The organism is Paenibacillus xanthanilyticus (assembly GCF_042682185.1).
GTDB lineage: Bacteria > Bacillota > Bacilli > Paenibacillales > Paenibacillaceae > Paenibacillus_Z > Paenibacillus_Z xanthanilyticus.
Genome location: NZ_JBHUHA010000001.1, coordinates 1,608,762 through 1,625,046 on the forward strand (window position 1 = coordinate 1,608,762; position 16,285 = coordinate 1,625,046).

At 54.1% G+C, this 16,285-nt stretch carries 11 protein-coding genes; 7 read left to right on the forward strand and 4 right to left on the reverse strand.

Translation table 11 applies throughout. From position 1 onward, the window contains the following. From ACFSKT_RS06515 to ACFSKT_RS06530, 4 genes are all read right to left on the reverse strand, one after another. Positions 1 to 864: a carbohydrate ABC transporter permease gene (locus ACFSKT_RS06515; protein WP_377716787.1), complete on the reverse strand. Its 864-nt coding sequence runs from the start codon at positions 862 to 864 to the stop codon at positions 1 to 3. A gap of 14 nt (positions 865 to 878) precedes the next feature. Then, positions 879 to 1,841: a carbohydrate ABC transporter permease gene (locus tag ACFSKT_RS06520; protein WP_377716713.1), complete on the reverse strand. Its 963-nt coding sequence runs from the start codon at positions 1,839 to 1,841 to the stop codon at positions 879 to 881. A gap of 17 nt (positions 1,842 to 1,858) precedes the next feature. Continuing rightward, on the reverse strand, positions 1,859 to 4,750 hold the full coding sequence (locus ACFSKT_RS06525) for an extracellular solute-binding protein (RefSeq protein WP_377716715.1): 2,892 nt from the start codon (positions 4,748 to 4,750) through the stop codon (positions 1,859 to 1,861). 93 nt (positions 4,751 to 4,843) lie between these two features. Then, entirely contained in the window at positions 4,844 to 6,268 is a 1,425-nt protein-coding gene (locus ACFSKT_RS06530; protein WP_377716717.1) for an extracellular solute-binding protein, read from the reverse strand. 272 nt (positions 6,269 to 6,540) lie between these two features. Between ACFSKT_RS06530 and ACFSKT_RS06535 the strand changes: the two genes are divergently transcribed. The 7 genes from ACFSKT_RS06535 to ACFSKT_RS06565 all read left to right on the forward strand — a co-directional run bounded on the left by ACFSKT_RS06535 (position 6,541) and on the right by ACFSKT_RS06565 (position 16,162). Then, on the forward strand, positions 6,541 to 7,287 hold the full coding sequence (locus ACFSKT_RS06535; RefSeq protein WP_377716719.1) for a helix-turn-helix transcriptional regulator: 747 nt from the start codon (positions 6,541 to 6,543) through the stop codon (positions 7,285 to 7,287). A gap of 264 nt (positions 7,288 to 7,551) precedes the next feature. After that, a complete protein-coding gene (locus ACFSKT_RS06540; RefSeq protein WP_377716720.1) occupies positions 7,552 to 9,117 on the forward strand; it encodes a response regulator transcription factor in 1,566 nt (521 codons plus the stop codon). 11 nt (positions 9,118 to 9,128) lie between these two features. Next, positions 9,129 to 10,895, forward strand: coding sequence for a sensor histidine kinase (locus ACFSKT_RS06545; RefSeq protein ID WP_377716722.1), 1,767 nt, complete (start codon positions 9,129 to 9,131; stop codon positions 10,893 to 10,895). A gap of 102 nt (positions 10,896 to 10,997) precedes the next feature. Further along, positions 10,998 to 12,701, forward strand: a complete 1,704-nt coding sequence (locus ACFSKT_RS06550; protein ID WP_377716723.1) for an ABC transporter substrate-binding protein — start codon at positions 10,998 to 11,000, stop codon at positions 12,699 to 12,701. Positions 12,702 to 12,812: 111 nt separating this feature from the next. After that, positions 12,813 to 13,772, forward strand: coding sequence for an ABC transporter permease (locus tag ACFSKT_RS06555; protein ID WP_377716725.1), 960 nt, complete (start codon positions 12,813 to 12,815; stop codon positions 13,770 to 13,772). An 18-nt stretch (positions 13,773 to 13,790) separates the two neighbouring features. Continuing rightward, complete coding sequence (locus ACFSKT_RS06560) at positions 13,791 to 14,699, forward strand: carbohydrate ABC transporter permease (protein WP_377716727.1); 909 nt, start codon at positions 13,791 to 13,793, stop codon at positions 14,697 to 14,699. Positions 14,700 to 14,746: 47 nt separating this feature from the next. Further along, positions 14,747 to 16,162: a family 43 glycosylhydrolase gene (locus ACFSKT_RS06565; RefSeq protein WP_377716729.1), complete on the forward strand. Its 1,416-nt coding sequence runs from the start codon at positions 14,747 to 14,749 to the stop codon at positions 16,160 to 16,162. Positions 16,163 to 16,285 lie beyond the last annotated feature (123 nt).

The following is a 16,285-nucleotide window of genomic DNA, read 5'->3' on the forward strand; positions in this document are numbered from 1 at the left end:
CTACTCCTTCATCCCGGAAGTCGCCATCGTCTGGATGACGCTGCTCTGGGAGATGATGAAGAGCGTGATCGGAACCACCATGAGGATGAGCGCGACGGCGGCGCCGACGCCCGCCCTGGCGATTCCTCCTTGCGTAATCTGGCCAAGCGCATAGTGCAGCGTCTTCAGGTTCTCGCTGTAGATGAAGCTGCCGCCGTCGGTCCCCCACAGCATGGGGAACTGCAGAATCATCAGCGTCAACCAGGCCGGCTTGACGTTCGGCATGACGATGGTCCAGTAAATGCGGTACTCGCTGGCGCCGTCGATCTTGGCCGCTTCCAGCAAGGCGTCCGGTATTTGCTCCATGAATTGCTTCATGAGGAACAACCCGAGCGGAAACGCCAGCGACGGCACGATAATCGAAGCATGCGTGTTGATCCAACCGAGCCAGGACATCACCATATAGTTCGGGATGGCCGTGACGTGCCCGGAGAACATGAGCGACAAGACGACGATCGAGAATAGCATTTTGGAGCCTAAGAACCGGTATTTGGCCAGCGGATACGCTGCCGCCGAAGCCAGCAGAATATGGCCGGCCGTACCGACCAGCGTAATGAGCAGCGTGTTGCCGATATAACGGGACAACGGCACCCACGAATTGCCCATCAAGGCGATCAGATCGTAGAAGTTATCCATCGTCGGATTGTTCACGAACACTCTCGGTGGGAAAATAAACAATTCGTCGAGCGGCTTGAACGCGTTATTGATGGCGAATACCAAAGGCAAGCCCATGAATGCGCCGAATACGGCCAGAAAGACAAACAGTATGAAGCTGACGGTAAAGGAGCGATTGAGCTTTTTGGGCGCCCGGAAAACCCCGATCATTTTCGTCACCACGGTCAATCGCCTACCTTTCGCAGCAATTTCTGCGTCAGCATGTTCGTGCCGATCATGAGGCCGAACAGCACCGTCGCGATGGCCGACGCGTAGCCCATCTCGAAGCGGATCGTGCCGAAGTCCATCAAATGGGTCACGACCGTATGCGCCGCGTAGTTGACGCTTGGGAACCCGGCCAGCGCGATCGAAATTTCGGCAACCGCGAAGGCGCCGGTAATTTGCAGCACCGCCCCGAACATCAGCTGCGGCCGCATCGAGGGCAGCGTGATGAACCACAGCTCCTGCCAGCGGTTCTTGATGCCGTCGACCGTCCCCGCTTCGATGAGCGATCGGTCGATCGTCTGCAAGCCCGCGATAAAGGCAAGGAAGCTGGTGCCCAGACTCAGCCACAATTGCACGATAATGACGATCGCCAGAATATACCGCTCGTTCGTCAGCCACTGAATCGGCTCCAGCATGAAGCCGTATTTGATCAGAAATCCGTTCAGGTAGCCGTAGCTGTCGCCGGAGAACACGATCAGCCAAATAAAGAACACGTTGCCCGAAATCGACGGCGCGTAGAAGATCAGCGTCATGACGGCGCGGACCTTCGGCGACAGCTCGTTAATAATCCATGCGAACAAAAAGCAGGCGAAGTAGCTGATCGGACCGGTCACGACCGCGAACATGAACGTGTTCTTGAGGGCCATCATGAACACGTCGTCGTTCAGGAACAGCCTCGCGTAGTTCTGCCAGCCGACAAAGCGCGGAAATTCCAGCATGTTGAAGTAGAAGAAGCTGAGCGCCAGCGAGAATACGACCGGTATGACCGTGAATAGAAAGAAAATAATCATGTACGGACTCATCAAAATATAATAGTGCTTGTTCTTGCCCAGCTCTCTTGCCAACTGCGCCAATCTGCTTTTCTTGCGAGGAGGATAAGCGAGATCAGGAACGGCCCCGCGCGTTGATGTTTCAGCTTGCACCGGCTTTCACCCCCTGACTAATTCGGTAAATTGAATTCCTTCCGTTTGATCGCGATCTCGTCGTTCATGTACAGGATATAGTCGGACAGCGCCTCGCGCGGGTTCTCGCCGGCGTTGACGACCTTGCGGAACGCGTTATCCAGATGGCGGCCGGTGAAGTAACCGCCCGGCACCTGCGGTATGCCTTCTACCCATTGCCACTGGCTCTCCAGGTTCCGATAGTCCTTCATCGGCCATGGCAGCTCCATGAGCGCTTCCGTATTCGCGGTCGGATAACGGGCCGCTTCCCCCATCAAGCCTTCCATCTCCCGTCCGTACGCAACCTGGGTATCCTTATCGGTCCACCATTTCATGAACGCCCAAGCCGCTTCCTTGTCGGCCGCATGCTGAAGCATCATGACCGCGGTGGTATGGCTGGCGACCGTGTGATCCACGCTGCCGTCTGCCTGCGCCGTACCGGGAACCATCGTGAAATCCCACAGGCCTTTGATCTCCGGCGCCATGACGGTGAGCGAGTTATAGGTCGTATAATCGGCGATTCCGATCGGCATCTCGCCCGTCCGGAAGCGGTTCGGGAAGTCCGCGAGCAGCGGGAATTTGTAGTTCGTATAGAATTTCGTCCACGTCTTGAAGGCTTCCATGGCAATATCGGAATCGAGCGCGCTCTTCTTGCTATCCGGTTGGTAGAACTTCCCGCCATTCTGATAGAGCAAGGTCGCGAAGGTCGCATTCGGCACGAGCGTCGCATTGTTGACCGCCGTATCGATCGGCAGCCAGAACTCCATGTTGTGCTTCTGCAGCACGGAAATCATGTTATAGACGTCCTGCCAGGTCTTCGGCGGCGTCAGCCCCAGATCGGCCAAAATATCTTTGCGATAGAACAGCATCGGGAACGTCTGCTGCTCCGGAAGCGCGTATACCCCGTCGTTGTAAGAATAAGGCGCCAGCCCGCTCTCGCGGAAACGCGAGGCGACCTCCTCGAAATCCGCGAAGGCAGTCAAATCCGCGGCCGCGCTTCGCATGGCATAGTTGACCGGCACGTCTTCGCCGATCTGCATGGCCACGTCCGGCCCTTCGCTGGCCAGCGTCGCCGGCAGCAGAATGTTCGGCGGGACGAGCCTCAGCTTGACCGAAATATTCGATTCGGGGGTAAAGGTGTCGTCGATGAGATTTTTGAGCACCTGCGCCTGGTCGCGGCCGGTCGTAATCCAGACCGTGATGGAACGGCTGCCCTCCCCGGTGTTGCCGATGCTGTCATAGTCCTCGGTGTAGGAAGCGATATAACCGCCCAGCTCATGCTTCAGCCGCGCCCATGTCGAGGCTTCCGCCTTCGGCAGCTTCGCTTCCGGCGAGGAGACGACCAGGTAATCCAAGGTGAGCGGCTGCTCGCGGACGGTGAGAATCCATGTGCCCAATCCGCCGACGTTGATCTTGAAGGCGTTCATGCGACGGGCGACCGTCTCCGGCTTATCCGCCATCTCCTTCAGCTGCCGCACCATCGTGTGCAGCACCGCCACCTTATCGCTTCGTTCGCCCGTCGTCTGCTCCAGGTAATCGGCCACACGTTGGATGGTATCGGCCTGCTCTCGAAACGCGCTTACCATATCGGGAATCCGCTTCTCCAGTTCATAGTCCCGATAAGGGTCCGGCGTATTCGACGTGATGATCAGGATCTTCCGGTACATCTCGTTCAGCTTAAGGACGCTCGACTCGATCGTGCGCAGCAGCGGCGCGATCTCGCCCAGGGACACCGCCATTCGGATCTTGTGCGCGCCCTTGGTCAGATGGAACAAGTACGGCTCTTCGCCGCCAAGCACATCCATCCGCCAATCCGTGTCGAAGCCGAATCGGATCCGCTTCATTTCCTTGAACGGGTATTCGCCGTCGATCATGAGGCTCCGCGTGCTGTACACGCCCCGGAGCTGGTCCTGCTTGCGCTTGAGCGCGATTTGGTACAAGCCGTCTTCCGGCACCTCCACGTTCCACTCGATCCACTGCCCGGGCAGCTTCCAATTGAGTCCGCCGATCGCATTGATTCGGATCTTGGACACGTCATACGGAATGACGGACGGACTGGAGCGGTCAGACAACGGATATAACGTCGGAGATGATTTGCTTGAGGCCTCTTCGGCCTGAATCGTCAAGGACAGCTCCTTAACGGGCGCAAGCCCCTTCGCATCATACTCTTTTTTGACCTCCGCGTAGGGCTTCACGGCTTTCTCCTGATACAGCTCGATGTAATCGATCGCCATCGGCTCTCGGGATGCCGTGAGCGATAATCGCTGCGTCCCTTTGCCGAAATAGAACAAATACGGTTCGTCCGCATACCCTTCGCTATCTTCAAATGGCGCTGTCTGCCATTCTGCTTTCTCCACTTGTCTCGGGCGCAGGTCGTTGTCTCTGTCGTCGCGCCTGATCTCCGCCTCTTTGTTGCCCCACAGCCTGTCGAACGACAGAAGCTCCGCGCCTTTGAACGGCACCTGCCCGTTAATGGCGAATTGTCTCTCGATGGCCGAGCTTTTTCCCTCTAGCGGGTAGTAATGGATGCGGACGTTATATAGCCCTGGCTGATCCACCTGCACATCCCAGCTGACGGAGCCGGTATCCGGCGTGACGACGGCTTTACCGTCCAGGCCTTCCTGCCGGTCCGCGATTCGCACGCCTTCTCCCGCCGCTTCGGCGAAGCGCTCGCCTTCGATTCGGATCACCCGATCGGGTCGCTCCGCTTGCTCGTACTGCTTCAAATAGCTGTCATATCCGCCGGTCTCGCCGGCATCGACAATCGCCTCGAAATCGCTCATGCCCATGGCGCGATCCGCCGGATCCGAAGGATAGAAAGCCCATATGGACAAAAAAAATACGACCAGAACCAGTATGGCAATCCCGAGCTTTTTCCCTCTAACGTTCAACTCTTCTCCCCTCCTGGCAGCAAGCGATCCTAATTGGACGACAGTCCCCTCTCTAGAGAGCTCTAAAAAGGGGACTGTCGCCTTTTTCGTTAACTATTTTTTGTACACTTCGTCAATGGCCGCTTGTACCGGCGCTTTGAACTTATTGATGACGGTCGATACCGAGTTGCCGGCGGTCAGCTCGCCGATGATATCGTAGTAAGGCAGTTTCGGGAACGTATTGTGATCGAGCACGAGCATGCCGTCCGCTGCGGTGCGCGAATTTTGGATGTCGTCCTCGTTCGTAAAGTTGCTTTCGAGCGAAGCTTGATCCGGGTAATCGTAGATGGAGTCGATGTCGTTGATTTTCTCCCAGATGTACAGCAGTTGGTCCGGATTCTCCACTTTCTTCGGAATGGTCAGCGCTTGGAAGAGCGCTTCGCCGGAGTGATAAGCCGTCGCGCTTGGACCTTTCGGGAATGGCACGAAGCCGATATCGTAATCCTTCATATCCGTCTTCAGGCCGCTCACTTCATAGCCTGCGCCCGCGTACATCAACGTGTTGCCTTGACGGAAGAATTGGCCCGGCTCCGTCCAGTCGCCGCCTTCCGTCGGTCTGGCCACCTTCTCCGTCGCGATGCGAGAGAGGAAGTCGAACGCTTCGACCGTCTTCGGATCTTCCAGATTCTGCTTATCGCCGAGCGTAAGGCTGGCTTCGTTCGAATACAGCGACTGGTCCATCAGACCACCCTGTGCAAGCCCCCACGTATCGAGCTTGCCGTCGTTATTCGTGTCTTTGTTCGCTTCCTTGGCGACTTGGATGAAGGTATCCCAGTTCCAGTTATCCTCGTTGACATAGTCTTGCAGCGGCTTCATGCCCAACTGATTCATAAGCGTGCGGTTGTAGTAAATGCCCGTGATCAGGTTGGATTGACTCTCCGTGAACCCATAACCTCTGCCTTCGTACTGCATGAACTCGCTGGTGACCTTCTGATTGAACACTTTCGTATTCTTCGTATATTCGTCGATCGGCCACAGCAGGTCTTGCTTGACCAGCGTCGGAATCGAATACGTTTTGCCCAAGCGGACGATATCGCCGATCGGCTCGCCCGCCAGCAGTGAAGCGACGACCTTCTGCTGGTACTCGCCGTAGTCGATCGCGACGTACTCGATCTTGAAGTTATGCTTCTTCATCAGCTCGTCCAGGTTCTTCTTCTTCTGGATATTGTCCGGATTGTCTTCCGGAATCGCCATATCCCACCACGACACGACCTTGATTGTTCGGCCGCCCATATCGAAATCCATCTCCGGCGTGCCCAGATCCTCTTCGGCGTTGCCGGCCGCGTTGCCGCCCGCATTATTCGCGGCTGCCGGCTCGTTCGTCGCTGCTCCCCCGCCGGCATTCCCGCTCTCGGCTGCGGCATTGCCGTTCCCGCTGCCGCCCGCATTCTCCGTGCTGCCCGAACCGCCGCTGCAGGCGGCCAATGCAAAGGTCAGCATCAAGCTTGTGCACAGTAAAGCTGCTTTTTTCAATCGCACGTTGATCCCCCCTGATTTTGGATTACAGGGAAAAGTGTAGCGCTTACATTTTGGACCAACAACCTGCCGCTGTTTAGTTCAACCACCTGCCGAACTATAGGAATCCGCCTATTTCGCGGCTTCTCGCGGCACCCTCATTTGCAAAAGGTAAACAAATGGTAGACGGATAAAGAAATGCACATTGTCGACACTTAGGCGGGTTGAACATAATAAAAGCAGGGCGCAAACGATCGCGAGATGCCCATTAACCAATTGGAAGCGAGGTTCTAGCCGTGTATAAGGTACTGCTTGTTGATCCGAATCGACGTTCAAGAGAAGAGACCGACCAACTACTGGACTGGAGACGACTGGGCTTCGACATCCAAGCGTATGCGAATGATTCCTCCGAGGCGCTGGCGCTTCTGGCAAGCGATCAGGTCTCCCTCGTTCTAATCAGTCTCAAGGATCCGCATGCCAACGGGATGCGTACCTGCGAACATATTCGCCAGAAGAGCACGGTGCCGATTATCCTCATTGGCGGCCCTGACGATTTCCATATGGCCAGGCGAGCTTTGGCCTTTCAAGTAAGCGATTACATTGCGGAGCCGCTTCGCGCGGCGGATGTCCTGGAAAGCTTGCATGCCGTGAAGAAGCAGCTGGATGGCGTCTCTTTGCAGCTCCCCTTGAAAGCGCTACCGAAGCGAAATCCGGACATGCCGATCATCGATATCGTCAAGCAATACGTACAGGAACAGCTGAACCAGAACATTACGCTCAAGAAAATCTCAACCCTGCTGCACTTTAACTGCGCGTACCTGGGCCAGAAATTCAAAGACCACGAAAACATGTCGTTCAACGAATATCTCCTCCAGCAGCGCATGGAGAAGGCCAAATTGCTGCTCGAGCAAACGGACATGCGCATCTACGAAATCGCCAGCGAGGTGGGCTATACCGAAATCGACTGGTTCTACAAGAAATTCAAAGCCTACACCGGGGCGAGCGCGAACGAGTATCGCAAGCAGATTACCGTCACGGCGTAAGGCTGAATGAGGGAAGACGGGGATTATTGGGGGAACCATTCGATTCAACATACAAGGCCATCCGGTGGTACAGTCGGATGGCCTTGTTCCATGATTACATGCCGCCGATCCCCTTCTCATTCTCACGATCACCGTATCGTAATGTCCAGATAACCAAGTATAATACCTTTACCGCATCCGCTAGCAGATAGCGGTACGCATGCTTGGAATTGGCATGGATTGCATTATACGACCTACGTTGAGGTCTTACGAGGAGGAAGGCTTATGCATAAGGTACTGATTGTCGACGATGAGGTTTTCGTACGCAAAGGCTTAATCAATCTGATCGATTGGTCGTCGCTGCAATTCGAGATCTGCGGCGAGGCGGACAACGGCGCGCAGGCGCTAGCCTTGATCCAACATCTCTCCCCTGATCTGGTCATTGTCGATATCCGAATGCCCGTGCTTGACGGTCTGGAGCTCATCCGTCAGGTGAATGCGGAGGGCGGCCATCAGCCGGTATTCATCATATTAAGCGGGTATCCGGATTTCTCGTATGCCCAGCAAGCCTTCCGTTACAAGGTGTCCGACTATATTTTGAAGCCGGTTAATGAACAGGAAATGGTATCGACCCTCCGAAGAATCGCGACGACGCTGAATCAGAAGCAGCTGCTGTCGATGACAAGAGACAAGCCGCTGGTCGAGATCATTATCGAGAGCTTGATCCAGGCCGAACCGGGCGAGCAGGTAATGACGCAAATTGCGCACACGCTCGAGCTGCCTCTGACCGCCGCCTACACCTATGTCATTGTGGAAATTCAGGACCTGCTCCCTCATCGGGAGATTGACTATTTGCAGCCGTTACAGCATACGCTCCGGCGATATTTCCAGCTCGAGGGGCAGACTCTGCTCATTCATGTACGCGCGTACAATCAATACGGCGTTATCGTGCCGCCATCGTGGCAAGCCGAGCAATTCGGCTCTGCGCGGGTAGGCTACGCGAAGCTGCTTCAAGGCTTGGAGAACCATTTATCCACGGAAGTCGCTTTGTTTGTCGGTCATCAGGTCGATCAATTGCAGCGAATCGTTCATTCCCGCGCCAGCGCCGACGAATGCTTGAAATATCGTTTTGCCGCAGGTGTTGACGGTATATTTATGGCGGCGGAGCTGCTAGAGAGGCCCTTGTATTATTATGATGTCGATGAAGAACTGCACGGCAAGCTGATCTATGAGATTGAAGCCAATCACAAGGAAGGCTACAACAGCGCGATCGATGCAATTTTCATGGCCTTTAAGGAGCGGTATTTCACGCCCGGCGCGGTTGCGAATACCGTAAGGCGAAGCATGATTGCCATGATCAACATTATTCGGCAGCTAGAAGGCAATGAGGCGGAGCTGTCATGGCTTCCGGAGCTGCTGAATTGGCAGACGAAATACCGTAATTTGGACCAGCTAAAGGGTATTTTCACGCGCTTCATCGAGGAAGCCGCCGAATATATCGCCAAGCAGCGCGGGGAAAAAAGCAACGGCAATATTGAAAAAGTAAAAAAATATATCGACGGCCACTTCAGGGACAACATCTATCTGAAAGGCATCGCGGCCGATTTCCATATGAACCCGATTTATCTTGGGCAGCTGTTTCGCAAACATTACGGCATGTATTTCAACGAATACCTCCTGACGCTTCGCATCGAGGAGGCGAAACGGCTGCTGCGGCAAACGAAAAAACGCGTGTATGAAATCGCGGAGCTGGTCGGCTTCCAGAACGCGGATTATTTCGCCACCCAATTCGAGAAGCTGGAGAAAACGACGCCGTCGGAATATCGCCAAAACATGATCGATCATTCATAAGGAGGCCCGTCTTGTTCAACTTTCGATTAGACCATCTGAAGCTCCGCAACAAGCTGATCGTCATCTATGTGATCTGCGTGTTCCTGCCGATCGTGCTGACCAACGTGATGTTTTACCACGTGACCACCCTTAACGTCAAGAAACAGAAGACAGCCGACGCGGACCAAGCGATTACCTTATTGCAGTCCGAATTAGGCGCCCTGATCGACGATGCCGCGGGCATCTCCTATTTGTATTCGATCGACCATCAGCTGGGCGATCATCTGAATCTCGACCATCCCTCCTATGATCACTATGTAGAATCGCTAAGCGGCGTATCGAACTTGTTCAATCGCGCGGACAAGGAGTACAAAACGATCAGCTCCGTGACGATTATGAGCGACAATCCGACGATTCTGACTTCGAGTCATATTATCAAGCTCGAGGATGATATGCGGGATGCGGATTGGTATCGTCAAATCGCAAATTACAATAACGCGTATCCGCATCTGTATGTCACGCATGACAGCATCAGCGTCATTCAGAAGCTGTCGGACCGCCGATACAAAGCCTATGAAAATGTGGTCAAAATCGATTTGAATCCAAATTACGTCCAGCAAATTTTCGATCTATCGGGATTTGAAGGCGATATTTACTTGCTGGATCCTTCTCATGAGGCGCGTTACGGTCGTCTGGCAAGCGGTCAGCCGAGCGAGCTGATCACCGCGGATCGGCAGCTCCAGCTAGGCGACATACCAGAGCCGAATAAGGCTATCGTCATCAGCAAGTCCTACCAGTCTAGTCGTTATCTGAAGGGCTGGAAGATATACGGCGTCCTCGACGAAGCGAACATCCTATATGAGGTCAGGCAATCCGGCCGGTTTATTCTCTGGTTTGCAGGCATTAATTTCTTCGTGCCTACGATCGTCATCTTGATTTTCTCCCGCTCGATCCATACGCGCATCCAAGCGATTCTAAGACACATGAAATCCGTACGCGGCAATAACTTTGAACGCGTCCCCTACTATCAGGAACGTGATGAGGTCGGCCAACTCGCGGTGGAATTCAATCGGATGAGCGCGCGGATCGAGAACTTGATCAATGACGTGTATGTGTCCGAGATCCAGAAGAAGGAACTGGCACTGCGGCAGCGGCAAGCTCAATTACACGCGCTCCATAGTCAGATCAACCCTCATTTTTTGTTTAATGCGCTGGAGACCATCCGAATGCGAAGTCTCATGAACGGCGAATCGCAGACGGCCAAGACGATTCAGAACATGGCGACCATCTTTCGAAAATCGATTATATGGAAGCGCAGCTTCGTCACCATTCGCGAGGAACTGGAGTTGATCGAGTGCTTCCTGGAGATTCAAAAATATCGTTTCGACAGCAAGCTGGAGTATCATATCGAGGTGGATCAATCCGTGATGGACATTGAAATTCCGAAGATGGCGTTTTTGCCGTTCGTCGAAAATGCCAGCATTCACGGGATCGAGAACATACCCGGCATCGGCTATATTACGATACAGATCGCGCAAGAGCAGGAACAGATCATGTTCCTCCTCTCGGACAATGGCGGCGGCATCGCGCAGGAGAAAATCGACGAGCTTCACCGTTACATACACGAAGATGACACGATGGGCGATTCCATCGGCATGAAAAACGTCATGATGCGTCTAAAAATCTACTACGGCGAAGCGTTCAACTTCACCATTGCCAGCGCGCCGAATACAGGAACGCGCATCACGCTGCGTCTGCCTATTACGCGCAAAGAACAAGATCCTCCAATAAGTTCTTAACTATTCAAAGACCAACCTAAGGTTTGCTCTATAACAATGGATTTCTTTATCTTCTACAATGAAAGTGCTTACACAACTCAAGAAAAAGAAAGGGGATTTGAAGTGCGCACAAAAAAGTGGCTACCTGCCAGCCTGGCCGTGCTTACGACGGTATCGCTTCTCCTTGCCGGATGCACGTCGAATAATGGCGAGGGACCAAAGACGAACAACACGAACAACAGCTCCGCGACGGACGAGAAAGCCGGAGAGGTCAGTACAGATCCGGTCACCTTCAGTTATTTCGCATTCGGAACGAATAAAGACGTGCTTGCCAGCGAAACCACGATCGGCAAAATCCTTCAGGAGCAAACCGGCGTCGATTGGAAAATGGAGTTCGTTGCGGGCGACCCGACCACGAAGGCAGGCGTCATGATTGCCGGCGGCGCGTATCCGGATGTGATCTCGCCGGTAGGCGAACTGGCGATGCTCTTGGATGCCGAAGCCTTGATCCCGCTCAATGATTTGATCGAGAAGCACGGTCCGAACATCAAGCGCGTCTATGGCCCTTATATGGACAAGATCACGCATGAAGACGGCAACATCTACATCCTCCCTTTCACGGCCAACATCGGCGGTTATTTGACGGACCCGGATGCGGGCAGCAGCATCTGGATTCAACGCCGCGTGCTGAAGGAATTCGGTTATCCGAAAGTCAAAACGCTGGACCAATATTTTGACTTGATCGCGAAATATCAGGCGAAGTATCCGACCGTAGACGGCAAAGATACGATTGGCTACGCGACATTCGCCGGCGAACCGGGTCAATTCTATACGGTAACCAATGCCCCTATGCATCTAGCCGGTTATCCGAACGACGGCAATGTCATGGTCGATATGAAGACGCATGAAGCCAAGCTGTATCAGGGAACCGATTACGAGAAGCGATGGCTGCAGTCGTTGAACGAGCTGAATTTAAAAGGCCTGCTGGATCCGGAAAGCTTCACCGCGAACGGGGACCAATTCAAGGCCAAGCTGACTTCCGGCCGCGTACTCGGATTCAGCGGCTACACCTGGCAGATCGGTGATGCCATCAACAACCTCAAGTCAGCCGGCAATGACGATCTGCGTTATGTATCCCTGCCTATCGTATTTGACGAGAGCATTACGGATGCCTACATGGACCCGCCTTCCTTCGTCAACAACCGCGGTCTCGGCATTAGCGTCAGCGCCAAGGATCCGGTTCGCATCATTAAGTATTGGGATAACCTGCTGACGGACGAGAACCAGAAGCTTGTCCAATGGGGCGAAGAAGGCGTCACCTACTCCGTGAACGAAAAAGGTCGTTTCGTCATGAACGATGAGCAATTGGCGAATCGCAACGATAACGAATACAAACGGAAGTACGGCTGGGCTTACTTCGATTATGAATGGCCGCGTTACGGCGACAACTCCGTGTACGAGGACGGCAATGCGCATCGCCCTTTCTCCCAGCCTGAAGTAGCGAACATCAATTATACGGATGGCGACCGGGCGCTGCTTGATGCATACGGGATCAAGACCTTCTCCGACTTCTTCGCGAAACCGGTGGAAAGACCCTGGTATCCGGCTTGGAGTATCGAGAAGGAGCAAAATTCGCCCGAAGATATCTTCAATCAGAAAGCCTCGGATCTGCAGCAGAAGTATTATCCGAAGCTGGCGCTTGCCCCCGAAGGGCAGTTCGAATCCGTCTGGAATGACTATCTCAAGCAATTCGGCAAACTGGATGCAGCCGGCTTCGAGGCCTTCATGACCGCCAAGGTGAAGGATCGGGTCGCAGGAAAGTGGTAAGCGGCAGCTGCTGAATGTGAATAGTCAACCGGGAAAAGCGATGCCATTCGCTTTTCCCTTCTACATTATGCTAGTGGCAGAGAAGATTTTGCCGGAAGGGAGACGGATCGAGTGGAGAAACAACCCGCGCAGCTGACAGGATCGACTTCTGACGATTCGCGCCTTATCGCCTTTTTCAAAGCGTTGTCCAAGCAGAAAATGTTAATGCTGATGTCGCTGCCTTTTCTTGCTTGGGTCATCGTATTCAAATATGTTCCGCTCTGGGGCTGGACGATTGCGTTCCAAAAATACCGATTGGGTCGAGATATTTTCGACCAGGCCTGGGTGGGATGGGATAACTTTACCGCTTTGTTTCAGGAGCAGCAGTTTTACCTGGTGCTGCGCAATACGCTCGTGATGAGCTCGATTAATCTTGTCCTGGGATTCGTAACGGCTATTGGATTAGCGCTTCTCCTCAATGAGCTCCGCAGAATCGCCTTCAAGCGGACGGTGCAGACGATCAGTTATTTGCCGCACTTCATTTCGTGGGTCGTGGCCGCGAATATCGTCCAAACGGCGCTTGCGCCGGAGGGGATTATCAATGTCCTGCTCCTCCAGCTTAATATGATCGATAAGCCCGTATTGTGGCTCGGCGTCGGCGAATATTTCTGGGGCATTCTCGGCGTGACGGAAGTATGGAAGAATGTCGGTTTTAATACGATTATCTACTTGGCTGCCATTACGACCATTGATCCGACGCAGTACGAAGCCGCCCGGATCGACGGCGCGTCGCGGTTGCAGCAAATGTGGCATATTACGCTTCCGGGCATGAAGCCCGTCATTGTCATCCTGCTCATCATGAACCTTGGCCATATCCTGGAGTCCGGCTTCGAGCCGCAGTACTTGCTTGGCAATGGCATGAATGTCGAATATTCGGAAAATCTTGACATATTCGTGTTGAAGTACGGAATCCAAATGAACAATTACGGATTGGCGACGGCCGCCGGCATGTTCAAAACGGTAGTCAGCTTCATCTTCCTGATCGTGGCCAACAACCTCGCGAAACGGCTTGGCGAGAGCAGATTGTACTAGAGGAAAGGCGGTGAAACGATGTTAAAAGCGAATTCGGCTCGATCCGCTTCGATTGGCGACCGCCTATTCGACGCGTGCAATTATATCTTCATGCTCCTATTGGTCTTCGTCACCTTGTATCCTTTCATCAATATGTTCGCCTTGTCGTTCAACGACGCCAACGATTCCATTCGCGGCGACATCTATTTTTGGCCGCGTGAATGGACGCTCCGCAACTATGCGTTTGTGTTCAGCGAATCTAACGTGTTCTACGCGACCTTCATCTCCGCGGCACGGACGATCGTCGGGACGGCCGTTTCCGTATTTTGCACGGCGATGCTGGCCTATGCGATCAGCCGTCCCGAATATAAATTGAGGAAATTCATTGCCATTACCTTCATCTTTACGATGTATTTCAGCGGCGGCTTGATCCCGAATTATCTCCTCATTAAAGAGCTCGGCATGCTGAACAGCTTCTGGGTCTACATTATTCCGGGCATCATCGGCGTGTTCAATATGATCGTCATTCGATCGTTCATCGAAGGCTTGCCGGAAGGGATTATGGAATCGGCCAAAATGGACGGCGCCGGCGATCTCACCACCTTTTTGCGTATCGTGCTTCCGCTGACCCTGCCTGCTCTGGCGACCGTATCGCTGTTCGTGGCCGTCTATCAATGGAACTCCTGGTTTGACGTATTCCTGTATAATTCCTCCAGGCATGATCTGAGTACGCTGCAATACGAGCTTGTGAAAATCTTGTCCACGTCCGACACGGGCTCTTCGGCTGCCGATCAATATGCCGATGCGCAAGGAAGCGCGGAAATCGTAACGCCGACATCGGTTCGCGCGACGATGACGATCGTGGCAAGCTTGCCGATTATTATGGTCTATCCGTTTCTGCAGAAGTATTTTGTCAAAGGCATGATCGTCGGCGGCGTGAAGGGATAACCGAACCGAGCATGCAGATTCATATCGGAGGAGCGAAAATTGATCTTATGAAGAAACAAGGCGTAAATCCTTACCTGCCGTCGTGGGAGTATGTCCCCGACGGCGAGCCCCACGTGTTCCAGGACAGAGTCTACGTATACGGCTCGCATGACCGATATAACGGGCACGTCTTCTGTCTGAACGATTACGTCTGTTGGTCGGCGCCCGCGAACGATCTGGCCGACTGGCGTTATGAAGGCGTGATCTACGAGAAGACGGATGATCCGCTCAACCCCGACGGACGCATGTGTCTGTATGCCCCCGATGTCACCCAAGGCCCGGACGGACGATATTATCTGTTCTATGTCCTGGATAAGGTACCCGTCGTCTCCGTCGCCGTCTGCGATACGCCTGCGGGCAAATATGAATTCTACGGATACGTGCAGTACGCCGACGGGACCCGCCTGGGCGAACGGGCGGGCGACCAGCCGCAATTCGATCCGGGCGTCTTGACGGAGGGCGACCTCACCTACCTGTACACCGGGTTCTGCGCGATCGGGGACAAATCGCGCAAGGGCGCGATGGCCACCGTCATCGGGCCGGATATGCGGACGATCGTCGAAGAACCGGTGTTCATCGCGCCCAGCGAGCCGTACAGCCAAGGGTCCGGCTACGAGGGGCATGCATTCTTCGAAGCGCCATCTATCCGCAAGCGCGGCGATACGTATTATTTCGTCTATTCTTCCGTCGTGATGCACGAGCTGTGCTACGCGACCAGCAAGCATCCGACGAAGGGCTTCGAATACCGAGGCGTCATCGTCAGCAACAACGACATGCATATCGATTCGTACAAGCCGGCGAGCAAGCCGATGTACTATGGCGGCAACAATCACGGCGGCTTGGTGGAAGCAGACGGTCAATGGTACATCTTCTATCACCGTCATACGAACGGTACGAGCTTCAGCCGCCAAGGCTGCATCGAACCGGTCACGATCCTGGAGGACGGTACCATTCCGCAAGTGGAGATTACGACAAGCGGTCCGAACGGCGGCCCGCTCGTCGGCCGCGGCCAATACCCGGCCTATCTCGCCTGCCACCTGTTCACGGAGACGGAGGAGCGCTACACGGGCACGCACGGCGCATGGATGGACGGCCGATTCCCGAAGATCACCCAAGACGGCAAAGACGGGGATGAAGAGGTTGGTTATATCGCGAATATGCGGGATTCCGCAACGGCGGGGTTTAAATACTTCCAATGCGAGGGCGTGGAGCGCGTGAAGATTCAGGTTCGCGGATACGCCCAAGGCTACTTCGAAGTCAAGACGTCCTGGGACGGCCCTGCGCTCGGATCGATCCCGGTCGACTTCACGAACGTATGGACGACGTATGAAGCCGATATCGCGGTTCCGGACGGCGTTCAAGCGTTATACTTCACGTACAAAGGGAACGGCAACGCAAGTCTGGCGTCGTTCACGCTGGAATAATCGATTGGCCGAATACTAGAAGCGTTGAATGCAATGAAACGAATGGCAGCCTGACCTCGCGTCAGGCTGCCATTTTCACATCCATGATTATACCCACTTGAACAACGTCTCCAGAAAAGGCGA